Source organism: Streptomyces sp. NPDC031474, assembly GCF_055581185.1.
Genome location: NZ_JBVIJX010000026.1, coordinates 1 through 15,704, shown reverse-complemented (window position 1 = coordinate 15,704; position 15,704 = coordinate 1). Strand labels below are relative to the sequence as shown.

General features: G+C 69.6%; 13 protein-coding genes and 3 pseudogenes. 9 read left to right on the top strand and 7 right to left on the bottom strand.

Features of this window, described 5'->3' with window-relative positions; translation table 11 throughout:
* Nucleotides 1-4 precede the first annotated feature (4 nt).
* The 5 genes and pseudogenes from ACZ5SK_RS41020 to ACZ5SK_RS41000 form a co-directional block, all read left to right on the top strand.
* Nucleotides 5-436: a cupin domain-containing protein gene (locus tag ACZ5SK_RS41020; RefSeq protein ID WP_457495680.1), complete on the top strand. Its 432-nt coding sequence runs from the start codon at nucleotides 5-7 to the stop codon at nucleotides 434-436.
* Entirely contained in the window at nucleotides 433-2,016 is a 1,584-nt protein-coding gene (locus ACZ5SK_RS41015) for an amidase (protein ID WP_468577464.1), read from the top strand. The genes ACZ5SK_RS41020 and ACZ5SK_RS41015 overlap by 4 nt, the downstream gene beginning before the upstream one ends.
* Complete coding sequence (locus ACZ5SK_RS41010) at nucleotides 2,009-2,779, top strand: cysteine hydrolase family protein (protein WP_457495682.1); 771 nt, start codon at nucleotides 2,009-2,011, stop codon at nucleotides 2,777-2,779. Before ACZ5SK_RS41015 ends, ACZ5SK_RS41010 begins: the two co-directional genes overlap by 8 nt.
* Nucleotides 2,776-3,843: an acetamidase/formamidase family protein gene (locus tag ACZ5SK_RS41005; RefSeq protein ID WP_457495683.1), complete on the top strand. Its 1,068-nt coding sequence runs from the start codon at nucleotides 2,776-2,778 to the stop codon at nucleotides 3,841-3,843. The genes ACZ5SK_RS41010 and ACZ5SK_RS41005 overlap by 4 nt, the downstream gene beginning before the upstream one ends.
* Before the next feature lie 76 nt (nucleotides 3,844-3,919).
* Nucleotides 3,920-4,114: pseudogene (locus tag ACZ5SK_RS41000) on the top strand (transposase); the annotation flags it as partial.
* Nucleotides 4,115-4,517: 403 nt separating this feature from the next.
* Here ACZ5SK_RS41000 and ACZ5SK_RS40995 read toward each other — a convergent pair.
* Entirely contained in the window at nucleotides 4,518-5,597 is a 1,080-nt protein-coding gene (locus tag ACZ5SK_RS40995; protein ID WP_334581751.1) for a MerR family transcriptional regulator, read from the bottom strand.
* A gap of 352 nt (nucleotides 5,598-5,949) precedes the next feature.
* On the opposite strand from ACZ5SK_RS40995, the pseudogene ACZ5SK_RS40990 reads away from it, so the two are divergent.
* Nucleotides 5,950-6,128: pseudogene (locus tag ACZ5SK_RS40990) on the top strand (ISL3 family transposase); the annotation flags it as partial.
* A gap of 539 nt (nucleotides 6,129-6,667) precedes the next feature.
* Here ACZ5SK_RS40990 and ACZ5SK_RS40985 read toward each other — a convergent pair.
* Genes ACZ5SK_RS40985 through ACZ5SK_RS40975 form a run of 3 tightly spaced genes read right to left on the bottom strand, consistent with a single transcriptional unit; the run spans nucleotide 6,668 to nucleotide 9,423 of the window.
* On the bottom strand, nucleotides 6,668-7,150 hold the full coding sequence (locus tag ACZ5SK_RS40985) for a hypothetical protein (RefSeq protein WP_334581752.1): 483 nt from the start codon (nucleotides 7,148-7,150) through the stop codon (nucleotides 6,668-6,670).
* A 27-nt stretch (nucleotides 7,151-7,177) separates the two neighbouring features.
* Complete coding sequence (locus ACZ5SK_RS40980; protein WP_334581753.1) at nucleotides 7,178-8,548, bottom strand: APC family permease; 1,371 nt, start codon at nucleotides 8,546-8,548, stop codon at nucleotides 7,178-7,180.
* Nucleotides 8,545-9,423 carry a carbon-nitrogen hydrolase family protein gene (locus ACZ5SK_RS40975; RefSeq protein ID WP_468577461.1) on the bottom strand — a complete coding sequence of 293 codons (879 nt, stop codon included), beginning with the start codon at nucleotides 9,421-9,423 and terminating at the stop codon, nucleotides 8,545-8,547. Before ACZ5SK_RS40975 ends, ACZ5SK_RS40980 begins: the two co-directional genes overlap by 4 nt.
* A 193-nt stretch (nucleotides 9,424-9,616) precedes the next feature.
* On the opposite strand from ACZ5SK_RS40975, the gene ACZ5SK_RS40970 reads away from it, so the two are divergent.
* The 3 genes from ACZ5SK_RS40970 (at nucleotide 9,617) to ACZ5SK_RS40960 (ending at nucleotide 11,670) form a co-directional block, all read left to right on the top strand.
* Nucleotides 9,617-10,513, top strand: coding sequence for a LysR family transcriptional regulator (locus tag ACZ5SK_RS40970; protein ID WP_334581755.1), 897 nt, complete (start codon nucleotides 9,617-9,619; stop codon nucleotides 10,511-10,513).
* 876 nt (nucleotides 10,514-11,389) lie between these two features.
* The gene (locus tag ACZ5SK_RS40965; RefSeq protein WP_334581756.1) at nucleotides 11,390-11,530 is read left to right on the top strand and encodes a hypothetical protein; all 141 of its coding nucleotides are present in this window, start codon (nucleotides 11,390-11,392) and stop codon (nucleotides 11,528-11,530) included.
* On the top strand, nucleotides 11,530-11,670 hold the full coding sequence (locus tag ACZ5SK_RS40960; protein ID WP_334581757.1) for a hypothetical protein: 141 nt from the start codon (nucleotides 11,530-11,532) through the stop codon (nucleotides 11,668-11,670). The genes ACZ5SK_RS40965 and ACZ5SK_RS40960 overlap by 1 nt, the downstream gene beginning before the upstream one ends.
* Nucleotides 11,671-11,944: 274 nt before the next feature.
* Here ACZ5SK_RS40960 and ACZ5SK_RS40955 read toward each other — a convergent pair whose 3' ends face one another.
* From ACZ5SK_RS40955 to ACZ5SK_RS40945, 3 genes and pseudogenes are all read right to left on the bottom strand, one after another.
* Complete coding sequence (locus tag ACZ5SK_RS40955) at nucleotides 11,945-12,337, bottom strand: hypothetical protein (protein WP_334581758.1); 393 nt, start codon at nucleotides 12,335-12,337, stop codon at nucleotides 11,945-11,947.
* Between the two features lie 90 nt (nucleotides 12,338-12,427).
* A complete protein-coding gene (locus tag ACZ5SK_RS40950; protein ID WP_334581759.1) occupies nucleotides 12,428-14,251 on the bottom strand; it encodes a serine hydrolase domain-containing protein in 1,824 nt (607 codons plus the stop codon).
* A 467-nt stretch (nucleotides 14,252-14,718) separates the two neighbouring features.
* Nucleotides 14,719-15,704: pseudogene (locus ACZ5SK_RS40945) on the bottom strand (transposase); the annotation flags it as partial.

Here is a 15,704-nt window from a genome sequence, read left to right as displayed (position 1 = left end):
CGCCATGGCCAACCCCCCGCTGCACACCCCGCTGCGTGACATCACCGCCCACCACATCACCGCGGGCGACACCGTCAAGCTCGCCGTGCTCACCGGTCCCCGGGACGGCTCGCCGACCACGGTCGTCTTCGAGGTCTGGGAACCGGGCGGCGCCCAGCCCCTCAACTGGCACCCTGAGTCGGTCGAGACGTTCGTCGTGCTCGCCGGCCACGGCCGCGCCGCCAGCGACGAGCACGAACGAGACCTCGCCCCCGGCGACGTCCTGGTCCTGCCCGCCGGGTCGAAGCACCGCATCGTCAACACGTCCGCCACCGAACGCCTCTACACCCTCACCGTCATGTCCCCCGACGAGGGCTTCGCCGACCTCGTCGAACGCGGGCCGCTCGCCACGCTCGACGAGAAGGACCTGGCCGTACTGCGGGCGGGAACGTCGTGACCGACTCCCCGGACGCAGATCTTCTCGCCGCCTTCTGGGCGTACGAACAGGCACTGGCCGCCAACGACCTGCCCGGTCTTGACCACTGGTTCCTCGACGCACAGAGCACCCTGCGCGCCGAGGGCGACACCGTGCTGGTGGGCCACAGGGCCATCGCCGACTTCCGGCGCGGACGGGGCGGGGCTCCGGCGCGAGTCGTCGAGCGGGTGCACGTGGTCCGGCCGGCAACCGGGGTAGCGGTCGTGACCGCCGAGACCCGGCGGCAGGACGGGACGCGCGGGCTGCAGACCCAGGTGTGGCAGCACACCGACGCCGGGTGGCGGATCGCCGCCGCGCACGTGAGCGCCGTCTGCGTGCCGGCACCGGATGACCGCCCGGATCCGGCGGTGTGGCGCGTGGCAGGCCGCCACGAGGACGGTGGGCCGCTGGTGGCGTCCACCGGACAGGGCCCGCTGGCACACGTCCGCACCGCCGTGAAGGATCTGTTCGCCGTGGCGGGGCAGCGCGTCGGCGCGGGCAACCCCGCCTGGCTGGCCGAGGCCCGTCCGGAACCCGCGCACGCGGACGCCGTACGACGGCTGCTCAACGCCGGCGCCGAGCTCACCGGCCTCGCCCAGACCGACGAACTGGCCTTCAGCCTCGCCGGGACCAACGCGCACTACGGCACCCCCGTCAACCCCGCCGCGCCCGGCCGGATCACCGGCGGCTCCAGCAGCGGCCCGGCCGCCGCCGTGGCCCGTGGCTGGGCGGACCTGGGACTGGCCACCGACACCGCCGGCTCGATCCGCGTACCCGCCTCCTACTGCGGCCTGTACGGCTGGCGCCCCACCCACGGTGCCACCCCCACCGGGGGCCTGCTGGCGCTGGCACCCTCCTTCGACACCGCCGGCCTCCTGGCCCGCGACCCCGCCCTGCTGCGGACGGCGGCCGAGGTGCTGCTGCCCCCGCACGACGCCCCTGTGCCGGTCGCCGAGCTCATGGTGGACGAGGAACTGGCGTCGCACGCCGAGCCCGAGGTGCGCGCCTCCTTCGAGGCCGCCTGCCGCGCGCTCTCCCTGCGCACCGGGCTGCCCCTGGTGCGCACGGCCACCGGAGCCGCCGAGCACCTGGAGGAGTGGTTGGCCGCCTTCCGTACGGTCCAGGCCGCCGAGGCCTGGGAACGGCACGGGGCCTGGATCGCCCGTCACCCGGGCGCCCTCGCCCCGGACGTCGCGGCGCGCTTCGAGAACGGACGCCGGGTGAGCGCGGCCGAGCGGGCGGCGGGCGATCACGTCCTGGCCGACGCGCGGAGGGCACTGGACGCCGTACCGCCGCCCGGGAGCGCCCTGCTGCTGCCCGCCACGAGCGGTCCCGCCCTCCACGCCGACGCGCCGCCCGAGGAGGTGGAAGCCGTACGCGCCGCCACCCTCCGCCTGACCTGCCTCGCCTCGCTGGCCGGGCTCCCGGCGGTCGTCGCGCCGCTGCTGCGGGTGCGCTCACTGCACGTCGGACTGTGCGCGCTGGGCGCCCGGGGCACCGACCGGGCGCTACTGGACCTCACCGCCCGCTCGACCGAATCGAGGAGTGCCGCGCATGCCTGAGTCCCACGGTCTGATCGGGCCCAACCCCCGCAACGCCTGGCGGGCCGACGGCAGATCCGTCACGCTGGCCCGACCGCACCGAGACCCGCGTCCGGTCACCGTCGAGGCGCTGCCGCAGACCGTGGTCGCCGACCTCGCCGCCGCCGCGCTGATCGTCGTCGACATGCAGAACGACTTCTGCTCCCCCGACGGGTGGCTCGCCTCCATCGGCGTGGACGTGACCCCTGCCCGCGCCCCGATCCCTGTCATCGCCGGCCTGCTGCCCCCGCTGCGTGCGGTCGGCGTCCCGGTCGTCTGGCTCAACTGGGGCAACCGCCCCGACCGGGCCAACCTTCCCCCCGGCGTCCTGCACGTCTACGACCCGGACGGCACCGGCGGCGGCATCGGCGCCCCACTGCCCGGTGGCGCGGGCCGGGTGCTGGAGCACGGCAGCCCCTCTGCCGCGCTCGTCGCCGGGCTGGAGGCGGCGGAAGGAGACATCCAGGTCGCCAAGTACCGGATGAGCGGCTTCCAGGACACCGAGTTGGACAGTGTGCTGCGCAACCTGCGGGTCGACACCCTGCTGTTCGCCGGCGTCAACGCCGACCAGTGCGTCCTGGCCACCCTCATGGACGCCGCGAACCTCGGCTACGACGTCCTCATGGTGGAGGACGCGGTGGCCACCACCTCGCCCGCGTACTGCATGGCCGCCACGCTCTACAACGTCCGCCAGTGCTTCGGATTCACCCTCGCCTCCGAGGCCCTGCGAGAGGCCCTGACGTGAACCTCCTCCAACCCGGACTCGGCCCCCTGGACGGGGAGCACTACCTGCCCGCCGACCCCTCCCGTGTGCACTGGGGCCTGCTCCCCAACGCCACCGCAAAGCCGGCGCTGACCGTCTGCTCGGGCGAGACCGTCACCTTCGACACCATCAGCCACGAGGGCATCCTCGAGGACCAGGGCCGCGACCCGGCCGCCTTCTTCGGCGCGGCCGGCATCCCGGCGAACGGCCTCCTGCACGACGCCGTAGACCTAGCCGCCTCCGCACGCGAACACCTGCCTGAGATACACGGCCCGCACGTCGTCACCGGACCCGTGGCACTGCACGGCGCACGGCCCGGCGACGTTTTGGAGGTCGAAGTCCTGAACCTGTGCCGCCGCGCCCCCTACGGGGTGATCAGCAACCGGCACGGCAAGGGGGCCCTCCCCGGTGAATACCCGCAGACACCTCCGGGCGAGCCGGCCAGCATCGTGGCGACCGTGGGAGACGACGGCCGGGGCCGGCTTCCGGTCGGCGACGGCCGCCAACTCACCTTCCCCCTGCGCCCCTTCCTCGGCATCATGGGCGTCGCACCGGCCACCGAAGCCCCCGTCCACTCCGTGCCGCCGGGCCCGCACGGCGGGAACATAGACGTCCGCCACCTCGGCACCGGCACCCGGCTCTTCCTCCCCGTCCAGGTCCCCGAGGCCCTCTTCTACGTCGGCGACCCGCACTTCTCCCAGGGCGACGGCGAGGTCGCCCTCACCGCCTTCGAGGCCCCGCTGCGCGCTACCCTCCGCCTCACCGTCCACAGCGACCCGGCCACCCGCTCTCTGGCGGCCCGCCTGCGCGCCCCCTTCGCGGAGACGCCCACCGAACACATCGTGCTGGGCCTCGACCACGACCTCGACGAGGCCCTGCGCAACGCCGTACGCGACGCGCTCACTCTTCTCACGGACCGGTTCGACATCCCCGGCCCCGTCGGCCTCGCCTACCTCAGCGCGGCTGCGGACTTCCACGTATCCCAGGTGGTCGACATGGTCAAAGGCGTCCACGGCCGCATATCCAAGGCGGACCTGGCGTACTGAACGGCTGCCCGAGGGTGAACCATCCGACCGAGTCGGGGTACCGGCGGCCTAGGGCAACCCTAGTCAGGCAGCCACCGCCGACCTGCCCGGCATCAGTACCTTCGCCGTCGGCCTGCATGCCGACTTCGACGCGGTGAGCGCTGGGCTGACCACCGACTGGAGCTCGGGCCCGGTCGAAGGGGCCGTCAACCGGATCAAGATGCTCAAGCGGCAGATGTTCGGCCACGCCGGCTTCGAGTCGCTGCGCAAGCGGGTTCTGCCGGCCCATTGAGCATGCCAAGCGGCTACGCTGCTCTCGACGAAAGAAGCAGGCCAGATGGACCCTCGCGTACATCGCCTACGGCGCAAGCTTGCCGCCGCACCGTTTCAGCCACTGCGCAGCCACTCCTTCGGAGAAGAGCACCATCGCTTCCGCCTCGGCCCGCGGCTGGACGACGCTCTGGCCCAGGGCCGGGACAACCGAGCACTCGAACTCACCTCGCCACAACTCCGCAGCCATCCAAACAGACATCGGCTGGCGCCGAAAATCTGACTCTCCGTGGTCGCGCCACAGAAAGTGAGCCAGACCCCCAGCTTGGCCTCCCTGGTTTGTCGGGCGAGTCAGTACTCGTCAGCTTCGCAGATGGGTTCCTGACAGCGGATGTGGTGCAAGTCGTACTGCATGCCGCTCGCTCCTACTGCTGGAGCTCCACTACGTCGGCGACTACGCAGCTGACGTTATCGGGGCCGCCGGAGGCGTTGGCGAGGGCGATGAGTTCGCGGACGGCCTGCTCGGGCTCACTGATCTCGGAGAGCACTCGGTGGATGTCTTGGGTCGAAACGACAGTCGACAGGCCGTCGGAGCAGAGCAAATATCGGTCTTCCCCGTGGGCCTCGTGGAGGCGCACGTCGGGGGTGGTGTCCGCTCCTGGACCCAAGGCCCTCACCAGAAGCGACCGTTGGGGATGGGAGGCAGCTTCTTCCGGGCTGAGGCGTCCTTCGTCGACCATCGACTGGACCATGGTGTGGTCGTGGGTGATCTGGAACAGCTCTCCGCCGCGCAGGAGGTAGACGCGGGAGTCGCCGATGTGGACGAGGGCTAGCTGCGATCCGGTCCAGAGCATCGCGGTGAGGGTCGTGCCGGTGCCTTCGGATGCAGAGCCCGTCCCGGCAACGTCGTGCACGGCCTGCTTGGCCTGTTCGATGACGTCTTCGAGGACGTTGAGGAGGTTACCGGCGGGGATGCTGTCGGTTTCGAGGTGCTTGAGCGCGTCGATGGCGGCTGCGCTTGCAGGGGCTCCCTGACTTCCGCAGCCGTCGGCGACAGCAAGGAGCCGGGATCCCGCGTACGCGGTGTCCTGGTTGCTCTCGCGGACGAGGCCCTTATCGGAAAGAGCGGCATAACGGATTCCGAGGGACTTGGCGGTCGGGGACATGGCGGGGCCCTTTCGTGACAGGTGGTCGATGAGGAAGGTGGCCAGGTCCCGCCGTGCGGCAGTGTCAGCCTCGACCTGGGCCCAGAACGCGCGGACCTCTTGGCCCGCCGGGCCCGCATCCAGCGCGCAGACGTGCTGAATGCGGGCCAGCGGCATGCCCAAGCGCCGGAGCCAGGAGACCAGGCGGGCTTGGTCCAGTTGTTCCGGCGCGTAGAGGCGGTAGCCGGTCACCGGGTCGACGCGCGCAGGGGTCAGCAGGCCGAGATCGTCGTAAAGACGCAGCGCCTTCGGCGACAGCCGGGACGCCTTCGCGAACGCCCCGATGGTCAGCAACCCCATGCTCGCTCCTCCTCATGCCGAGCGCATCACCCGGCCCCACTGATGCTGTGGCCTCCCCCAAGGTGAAGGTCAACCAAGGGCCGTGCTGGGGCCCGCCCGATCGTCTCCCATGGACTTTGACGGCCGCCGCGTAGCCCTGTAGGCGCTCTTCCAGTTCAGCGCAGTATTCGATCAGCCTTTCGTGCTTGCGCTTGAGCTCATGGTGTTCGCTGAGACGCTTCGCGAAGGCCTGCGGAGTGGAACTTTGGGCCGCCACACGCGCATCGAACAGTTCCTTGAGGTCCAGGTGAGACGCCACCGCTTGACGCCGGCCTCGATCGCCGGAGTTGTGAGGGTCGTTGACCTTCATGTGATGGATGTCAACGAGCTTGTGCAGACGGTGTTTTCGGGTCTTTCCCCGCCGGTCATGGAGGATGTGACCGACGAGGGTGAGCGGATCGTGGTGCGGGCCCGAACGCCGCTGGACACCGCGGTCTGCCCGGTGTGCGGGGCCTCGTCGGACGGGTGCACGGCTATCACTGGCGGACGGTGTGTCGGGGTGGACTCTGAGCTGCGGGAATACGTCGCGTATAAGTCCGTGACATGGTGGGGATCGTCTGCGACGGCGGTGTCAATCATGTCCGCACGGAAGCAAGAGGCAACGAGGTGACACCACCTGCGCCGACCAGCTGGTCGGTTTCCGGGGAGAGAGGCATTGCCTCGTTCTGCAGAGCACGCAGCCGCCGCTTCACCGGCGTCGCCGTCGATCGTCCAATTGGGCCTGCGGCAGGCCGCATAGGCGGGTGAGATGGGCGGCGTCGGCCCGCCCCATGTCAGCCCCGTGTGCGCGGCCAGCACGAGAGCGGCCAGCTGTATCGCCGAGGGTGCGGCTCGGACCACGGCCAGCGGGAGTAGTCGTTCGTCAAGCTGAAGCGTCCGCACGGGCAGGGTTGACCGCCAGCTTGTGGACGTGGTTCGGAACTGACCGCTGACCAGCCCGTCAGCTCTGGTCTGTGACGCCTGCGGGCCGGGCTGTGCCCGGCCCGCAGGCGGGTTGATGATGTCGAGGCTCAGGTCAGGTTTCGGTCCAGTCAGGTCTTCGTGAGGGCCTTGATCTTGGTGTCCTGGTAGAGCTGGTCCGGGGTGCCGGCGAAATCGCGGACGGCGTCGAGGAAGGCACGGTCGCCGCGGCCAGTGAGCTTAGGGTCAATCAGGTCGAGCAGTTCCTTCCACTTCTTGCGCGGCAAGTCCTCCTGGAGCCTGAGCCGGATGTGCAAGTTGGCGAAGCCTCGAAGGGCGATCGCCGCCTGGTAGCCGTCGAATCGGCCGATGAGTTCCTTGGAGATCGGCTCCGCGTCCAGGCGACCCCGTGGCCGTTCGTCAGGAAGACATAGACCAGGTGGACGACGTAGCTGCGGACGGCTTGCGCGGGAATGTTCCCGTGGCAGCCCACGACGTCCTTGAGTCGCTGTGCGGCCGACGGAACCACCGAACGCGCGGATCGCGAAATCACGGTGGATCAGCAGGTCTCCGGGGCTCCGGTCGTGCACCAGTTCAGCAGTTGTCGGGGGCATCGTCGTCTCCTCGCATCGGGAGGGGAGCTACGCGGTGACTGCGTCCGTGGCCGCGGTGTCGTCGTCGAAGGTCATCTCCGGTGCGGATCGTCGGAAGCCCTTGGTCAGGACGGCCAGGTAGACGACGCCGATCGCCAGCCAGACGCTGCCGATCTGGAGTGCGACGTCACCGAGCTTCGTGAGCAGGTAGAGGGAAACGCCGGCGCCGATGGCCGGCATCACCAGGTACGAGAAGAGGTTGGGGGTGCGGCCGTGTCTGCGCTCTCGGACCAGGTGGGCGATCACGCAGATGTTCACCAGGGTGAAGCCGAGGAAGGCGCCGAAGTTGATGAATGAGGTGGCTGTGGTCAGGTCGAGTTTCATGGCGATGACACCGGCGGCCGCGGTCAGCAGCAGGTTCGGCACGGGCGTGCCGGTCTTCCCTGACAGGTTGCCGAAGACGGCCTTGGGCAGTGCGCCGTCGCGTCCCATGACGTACATGAGGCGGGCGGCGGAGGCTTGCAGGGCGATGCAGGAGGCGATGGATCCGGCGATGGTGACGAAGTTGATGATCTCGGCGTACGTCTCGCCGCCGACCTGGACCTTCAGGTGGTAGGCGGCCGCGTCGACGTCGGCGAACTTCGCGCCGGGGTGGACCAGTTGCATCACGAAGGACAGCACGATGAAGATCGCTCCGGCGGCGATGACGCAGCCGATGATGCCGCGGCCGATCGTCCTCGCCCCGCCCCTGGCCTCCTCGCCCAGCGTGGATACGGCGTCGAAGCCGAGGAAGGAGTAGGCGGCGATGGCGGCGGCCGCAGTGACCGCGCCGATGGACGTGCCGGAGTTCCACAGGGCGTCCGTGGCAGGAGCGGAGGAGCCGTGCTTGCCGAGGAAGACGACACACAGGGTGGCGAAGAGGACCAGCGACCCCAGAGCGATGAACATCAGGACCTTGTTGACGCGGTCCGCGAGCTTCATGCCGAAGACGTTGATGGCGGTGGTGATGCCCACCGAGACGATCAGCCAGACCCACTTGGGTATCTCGGCGAACTGGGCGTTGAAGTAGATCGCCGTGATCAGCCAGCCGACCATCGGGATGAAGAAGTAGTCGAGCAGCATCGCCCAGCCGGACAGGAAACCGATGCGGCTGTCGAGCATCTTGCGGGCGTAGGTGTAGACCGACCCCGCGCCGGGCACGGCGCGCGCCATCTTCGCGTAACTCAGCCCGGTGAGCAGCATCGCGAGGGTGGCGACGGCGAACGCGGTCGGGGCCACACCGCCGCTGGTGGCGGCGACCACGCCGAACATCGTGACGACGATGCCGGGGGAGATGTAGGCCAGGCCGAACAGGACGACGGAGAAGAGGCTCAGGTCGCCCTTCAGTCTCATGGTGTTCCCAGTGGTCTCGCTGTTCATCGTGGTGGCTCCTCGGTGGCGTGGTCGGGGTTCCAGGTGGCGGGGTCGATGCGGCCCCCGTACAGCGGGAGCTCGAGGGCTGGGTCGCCGGGGCGGAACTGGTCCCAGATCCGGTTGAGACCGGCGGTGCCGTAGCGGCGGACGTTGCTGACCTCGTCGAGGTCGATCACGTCGGTGAGGGTGGAGTCGCCGGCATCGACGGTTTCGGCGCGCACCGTGCCCTGTGGATCGATGACGAGGCTGCGGCCGGTCCCGGACGGGGCAGCGGAGTTGACGCTGGCGACGAAGACCTGGTTGGTGATGGCGTTGGCGCGGTTGAGGACGACTTCCTGCGCGCGGTCGCTCGTCGACGTGCGGACCACGTTGACGATCAGCTCCGCGCCCATCCAGGCCAGGTGGCGGGAGATCTCGGGGAACCAGGTGTCGTAGCAGATGGACAGTCCGATGCGGCCGACCCCGGCGAGGTCGACGACCTCGAACCGGTTGCCGGGTGTGGTCGTCTCGTACGGGCGCCACGGGAAGATCTTGCGGTACGCGGCGAGGCGCTCACCCTGTGGTGAATAGACCGGTGCCGTGTTGTGGACGCGGTCGCCGGTGCCTCGTTCGTAGACGCTGCCGGGTACCAGCCAGATGCCCAGATCACCCGCGAGCTCGGCGAAGGCCGCATCGCGTTTGCCGCCGAGCGGCTCGGCCCCCTCCTCCGGGGCGGCCGGGACGCCGGGCGCGTTCTCGCCGAGGTGCAGTTCGGGGTAGACGACGAGGGCGCCGGGTGCGTGCAGTTTCACGCGCCGCTGCACGTCGGTGGCAAAGCCTGCGAGGTCGTCGGCCGGGCGGCCGGGCGCCTGGGCGAGGATCAGGGGCAGGGGGCGGGCCATGCGGAACCAGCCAATCGAAAGGATTGTTGTACGAGAAGAAGTCGTCGGAGATTCGGGTGTCGATAACCGCGAATTCCGGTGGGACAAGAATGCAGCCAGTCAGCCATAGCCTCAAATACTTGGCAGGGCTGATAATCATGCCTTTGAGGCATGAAGGTGTCATGCCTCCTCCGTCTCCCGAAGGACCACCGCCATGGAACTCCGAGTGCTGCGCTACTTCCTGACCATCGTGGAGACCGGTTCCGTCACCAAGGCCGCCGAGGTGGTCCGCGTCGCCCAGCCCTCGCTGTCGCGCCAACTGCGCGGCCTGGAAGGGACCTTGGGGATGACGCTCTTCGACCGCGGCGGCAAGCGGATGGTCCTGACGGCGGCCGGCAGGCGCTTCCTTCCCCTGGCCCGCGACCTGGTCGCCCGCGCGGACACCGCCGAGGCCGCAGTCGGTGCGCTGGCTGCCGGTCGTGCCATGCGGATCACCGTGGCGGCGCCGCCCACCACCATCACCGACGTGATCGCGCCGTTCCTGGCCACCTGGGGGCCGGAGGATCCGCTCGTCACCGTGCAGGCGGAGAGTCCGGCCCATGCGTACCAGGCCCTTGCGAGGGGCGCCGATGTGGCCATCTCCTCGGCACCTCCGAGGCGCCGTTTCGCCGGACTTCCGGTGGCCCGCCTGCCGCTGTGGGCCTACGTCCGTGCCGACCATGCCTGGGCGGACCGGGACCGCGTCGCCATCAGGGAGCTTGCCGCGAAGCCCCTCATCGTCCTGACCTCGGCGCACGGCACCCGCCGCATCCTGGACCATGCCGTGCAGGATGCGGACGCCTCGTACGACATCGTGCTCGAGTGCGACACCCCGCACGTCGCACAGGCCATGGCGGCTTCGGGCCATGGTGTCGCGGTGGTCTCCGACGATCCCCGCTTCGACCTGCACCCGCTGCTGATCCTCGACAGCACGGGCGAACCACTGCAGATCCACCTGCACGCGGCGTGGGACGCCGGCCACTATGCGCTGCGCAGCATCGAGGCATTCGCGGCCGGGTTGTCACGCTTCTGTGTCGAGCGGTACGGGCCACAGGTCGCCGCCCGCCTATGAACTGCAGCGACGACTACAGACCACGGCCCTCACCAGGACGCGAGGCGTGACCGCACGCCGACCCGACGGCCGACAGGCCAAGGAGAGCTGGAGGTATGCCTGGCAGGCAGCGTGATCAGACGGGCAGGCATCGGACGGCGGCCCGGGTGCGCCCCACCATGCGGACGACATCCCGCATCAGCTGCCAACCCGAGACGACCGGCGCAGCAGCTCGCCGACCGCAACATGAACCTGTCATGACTTGGCGGCGGCGACCGAGGCGCGAGGCGCTCACGACACGGCTGATGGGCGGCACCTGGGTCACATCACCCACACGGGCAGAGGTGGCGTTGACCTGGCCTTCAGGGTTGGGTCGCGACCGTCGGCGCGTCCGGAGGCCCTGCGCCGCGCCAACGCCGCCGGAGCGCGCGCCCTGGTCGTCGTAGACGCCGACGGCACCTCACCGGCCCTCCACCGCTGTCCTTCCGGTGCCCGACGGGTGCACTCGTCTCACCGTACCGGCAGGTAACGGCTAGCTTGCGGGCGTAATCGATAACGATATCGGTGCACACCTTGCGTCACGGTTCGTCACCTCTAGCTTCTGTGCATGGCATTTCTCTCAAGTCGCCGCAGACGGGCACGTCTCGTCCTGGAGCTCGACGACGCTGCCCTCAGCCGGCTGCTGAAGTCCCTCCAGGCGACGACAAGTACGGGCACGATCGCGACGACGGACCTGTGCATGGCCCCGATATCCCGTCTCCTGGACCAGAGCCGGGCCGACTGGGACCGCCGCACCCACCAGCTCTCCGTGCTGGCGTACCGCCTGCCCGAATCGCACGGGCCCCGTGCCTGGGCCACTCGTGAGCCGCGCAACGCGAGCGCGCTCGTCCTCTCCGCATGGGCGCAGCTCGAACGCGGACGCTCCCGGGGCGTCTGGAGGACGCGGCCGGCATCGCCGACAGCTGTCTGCGCGCCGCCGAACTGGCGCCGGACGACCCCACTCCCTGGGTGGTCCTGCTGGGTCTGTCACCGCTCTGATGGCCGCCGAGCGGCGCGGCGAGGCCCGTCCGGTCTTCGAGGCGATCAACGGTACGGTCACGGCCTGGCCCTGGAGCGTCGGAGGCGACCCGGTGTCCGAGTTCGAGAAGGCGCGGATCAGGAGCGGCGCCGGCGTGTGAGTTGCGGGGACCAGGGGATCTTCCGTTGCTGGGAGACACCCTGCGCCGTTCTCCCCTGCATCGGCCGCTACCGCGGCCTGAGGTCCTACGGCCGCATTCCAGCACCTTCGAACGTCCCCGCAATCGACGTCGAGGGTGCTGGTGCACGAGCTGCGGGTGTACTTGGTGCAGCACTACGAGGCCGGCGCAGCCCCCGCCTTGGACGCCCCGGAGGCGGGAGCGTCTGTGACGGCGAGGGCCGCGCCGGCGGCTCAGCAGGTACGCGAGCGGGTGCTCAACTGGTGCTCAGCGACGCGTCGTCGATGACGAACGACGTCTGGAGCGAGTAGTCCTCCGTCCCGGAGAAGCGCAGCGTGACGGTCTGCCCGGCGTACGCCGACAGGTCGAAGGTGCGCAAGGTGAAGCCGGACGCGGCGTCGGTGTTGGACCAGGTGGCCAGCGGATGCGCGGTGCCGGAGGAACCCAGCACGGCGGCGGTCATCGTGTCGTAGGCGACGGCTTGCGTCTCCGCGGTGTCGATGTGCAGGTAGAAGGCCAGGTGAGCGCGGCTGCAGTCGGCCGGGATCGTCACCGTCTGCGCGAGCGTGTCGGTGTGCGTGGTGCCGAAGCCGTCGATCCAGGCGAACCACTTGCCGCCGTGCGGCACTTCCCGCGCATTGTCGGACACGACCTTGTCGTCCGCCGTCCACGGCGACGCCGCCCCTGTCTCGAAGCCGCCGTTGCCGAGCAGTTGGCCGGCCGTGCACGTCCCGCCGCCTCAACCGCCTCCGCCGGTGGCGGGCAGCTTGTACGTCTGCGCGGCCGCCGCCAACCAGCCGAACTCGTCGTTGTCGCTGAAGTAGTAGTACGTGGCGCCGTTGGGCAGCATCGCCGCGGTGATGCCGCCGAAGCCGGACATGAACGGCACGTACACCGGGCTGGTGAACACCGGGTTGTCCGCCGAGGTGAACTGCCGGGCCCACAGGCCGTCCTGATACTGGTAGGTCTTGCCGGTCGTGTCGGCGGTCGTGGTGATGCCGCGGTTCGCCGGGTTCTGCTGCATCGCGTCGGCGAGCATCGTCGGGTCGAGCTTCTGCGCGCCGCCGATCTTCCCGCCGTCGGCGTTCAGGAACCGGCTGACCTTGGCGATGTCGTCCTGCGTGTAGAACAGGCCGTACCCGCCGAACGGCTGCCCGGTGGCGCTGTTGTCGGTGCGCTCGGTGGTGAGCACGTCCGGGCTCAGGTGCAGCGGGACCAGCACCTGGTCGCGGATCCAACGGTAGATGTCGCTGCCGGCGCCGGCCTTGGACACCAGGTAGTTCTGCATCGCCCGGGCCAGCACGAAGGTGTCGGAGGAGTGGTAGACCCACTTCGTGCCGGGCGCGGCGGAGTGCGGGAAGCCCAGCGCGGCGGTCATCTTCGGCCCGTACGCCTCGGCGTCGAAGAACGCCATCATGCCGCTGCCGGACTCGTCGGACTCGAAGGCGCTGGAGGAGTAGTTGCCAGTGGCCATATTCGCGGTGTCCTGGAACGTGACACCGGTCCAGGCGGAGGTGTCCGCCTCGCTGACCCAGTCGCGGATCAGCTGCGACGGCACGGACGAACCGTAGACCTGCGTCAGCCGCATCAGCACGATGCCCGCGAACATCGTCTTGGCCAGCGAGTACGACGGCAGCACCATCTGGTTGCAGTACGGGTACGCGCCCTGCCGGGTTTTACACGCGCCAACGTAGTTCACCCCGCCGTAGGACACGCCGTACGTACTCAGTGCCGAGGCGGTGATGCCGCTGCCGAATGCGCTGGTGTCGATGCCGGCGTTCGGGTAGTCGGTGCTCAGCGCGCTGATAGGCTTGGTCGGGATGCGGTTGGCGACCTCGGCGGCGTACGCGTTCTTCAGGTTGGTGTCACCGGTCACGGTGTGCCGGGAGTAGGTCGCGCCGGCCTGGCCCCACATGTCGAACTGGAAGTACTCGCACGTCTCGTGTGTGATCTGGTAGCGGACCTGGGAGATCTTGCTGTCGTCGAAGAGGAAGGTCAGCAGGCCGTTGTGCACACAGTTGGCGTTGCGCTCGACCAGTGCGAAGGGCAGCGAGACGCGGGTGCGGCCGCCGTCGCCGTTCTCGTTCCAGACGCGGCCGCCCCCGACGATCAGGTTCCAGTACACGCTCCCGGTGATCTGCAGACCGCGGACGGCAGGGATGACGTGGCTGCCGTTCTGCACGAGATCGATGCTCACCGGCGGCAGGTGCTTGAGCGCGGCGGTGGCCGCGTAGTGGTAGGTGTCCTTGATGGTGCGGAAACCGCGTGCGGTGGCCACGCCGTTGAGCGTCAGGGTGCCCTCGAAGGTGTGCGTCGGGGCGGCGGCCGCCGCGGGCAGCGCGAAGGCGTCGTTGGTGACGGTGTCGGTGGCCGCGCCGCTGGTCAGGTCGGCGGCGGTCAGCACCGACCTGGTCACGGCGCCGCTGCCGGTGAGCGGATCACCGGGTACGGCGGTCGCGGCGGACGCGGGTCCCGCCGCCAGCGGTGAGAGCGGCACGAGGGCCAGGGCCAGTACGAGGACGGCCAACACGGCCCAGCGGCGCCGGGCGTACAAGAGGGACACGGTGAACTCCTCGGGAACGCGAAGGGGTGGTGCCCGCATTCTGGGGACGCGCGGTGCTGCCGTCGAAGACCAATTGGGGTTCGACGGCATGCCTCGAAGGCATCAGCGGGGGTCAGAGGACGGCCGGGCCGGCGGCCACCGGGGGTCAGAGGTCATGGGGTGCGCAACCGCCGCTGGTGGACAGCCAGCAGCCGGGCGAGAAACTCGGCGGTGTGGCGCGGGACGTCGAGCGTGGCAACACCGGCGCCGTACGCCCACCAGGCGTCATCGGCCGTGACACCCCAGCACTCCGCGTAGAGACGCAGAACACGCAGCAGCGTCGTGATGGAGGCACCGTCGCCATCCTGCAGGACGGCGGGCGTCAGGTCGTCGTCCCAGAGGACAGTGGCGTCCCGGTCGCCGCACGGGTGAGGTCGGGGGCGGAGACGCGACGTGGAGGTTGCGCGGGTTCTTAGCTTGTTCTTTATCTACCAAGATCTTCCGGGCTTGCCGATGGCCCTGAGGGTCTCGGGGCGTTTGACGGTCTTGCCGACGTCGTAGCGGGGTGCCCGGTGTTTGTCCACCAGCGGTCCGCCGCCTCGGGACTACGGAGTTTCGGGGTGGTCCAGCCGAGGGTCTGCTCCGCGAAGCGGAAGGTGTGCTCCAGGTCGAAGCGGCGGAGAAACGCCCACCAGAAACGGTCCACGTCGTCCAGAGTGACGCCGGTCTTGGAGGACCATAACCACACCGGCGGGGCATCACGGCCCTTCGACAGATGCTCGACCTTCAACCGGATCAACGTGCCCTCAACCAGGGGAAGTTCACCCTCATGGTCGAGCCATGAGGAACGGTGGGTGAGCCTTGGGTGAACCCGGTCCCATGCCTGCGTCTCGGCCTTGCCGTAGTTGGAAGTTGCGGTGACCGTGGTGATCGCGGGCTCGGTCCAGGTCTCCGGCCTGGCGAAGCGGAATTCCGGGCCGTGCTCAGGCGGCCGGCCGCCTCTCGGGTCGTAGACATGAGGCGGCTTCGGCAGTCGCACGACGCGGTCGGAGCGGACCCGGCCGACCAGCTCGACCGGCAGATCGCGCAGGACCCAGGCCAGGCGGGTGACGTCGTAGCCGGCATCGCCGACGATCACGATGCCCGGGTCCCCGGCCCGCCACTGACCCGCGGCGATGAGCCGTTCAACGACTCCCCGCAGCTGAGCGGCGGTGACCGCGGTGGCGTCGTCCACCGGTCCGAGCCGGACCGCGTCCAGGATCGCGGTCCAAGAGGTGGCGCCCGGCTCCAGGACGGCGACGAAGGAGTAGGGCCGGCCCGGGATGAACTGCGACGCCGTCTTCGCCCGGCCATAGACATGGCAGAACAGCCGCTCGGCTGAGCACGGCGTCCGAACGAAGCCATGGCGACACATCGACGGCCAGGACCAGACGCCCGCCGTCGAACCGCGGCAGCGGCAGCCCGGCCAGCACCG

What these genes read in the sequence shown, in the direction of transcription:
- ACZ5SK_RS41020 (WP_457495680.1), top strand. Translation starts at nt 5, where the DNA reads ATGGCCAACCCCCCGCTGCACACCCCGCTGCGTGACATCACCGCCCAC.
- ACZ5SK_RS41010 (WP_457495682.1), top strand. Translation starts at nt 2,009, where the DNA reads ATGCCTGAGTCCCACGGTCTGATCGGGCCCAACCCCCGCAACGCCTGG.
- ACZ5SK_RS40995 (WP_334581751.1), bottom strand. Translation starts at nt 5,597, where the DNA reads ATGGGGTTGCTGACCATCGGGGCGTTCGCGAAGGCGTCCCGGCTGTCG.
- ACZ5SK_RS40985 (WP_334581752.1), bottom strand. Translation starts at nt 7,150, where the DNA reads ATGCCCCCGACAACTGCTGAACTGGTGCACGACCGGAGCCCCGGAGAC.
- ACZ5SK_RS40980 (WP_334581753.1), bottom strand. Translation starts at nt 8,548, where the DNA reads ATGAACAGCGAGACCACTGGGAACACCATGAGACTGAAGGGCGACCTG.
- ACZ5SK_RS40975 (WP_468577461.1), bottom strand. Translation starts at nt 9,423, where the DNA reads ATGGCCCGCCCCCTGCCCCTGATCCTCGCCCAGGCGCCCGGCCGCCCG.
- ACZ5SK_RS40970 (WP_334581755.1), top strand. Translation starts at nt 9,617, where the DNA reads ATGGAACTCCGAGTGCTGCGCTACTTCCTGACCATCGTGGAGACCGGT.
- ACZ5SK_RS40965 (WP_334581756.1), top strand. Translation starts at nt 11,390, where the DNA reads ATGGGCGCAGCTCGAACGCGGACGCTCCCGGGGCGTCTGGAGGACGCG.
- ACZ5SK_RS40960 (WP_334581757.1), top strand. Translation starts at nt 11,530, where the DNA reads ATGGCCGCCGAGCGGCGCGGCGAGGCCCGTCCGGTCTTCGAGGCGATC.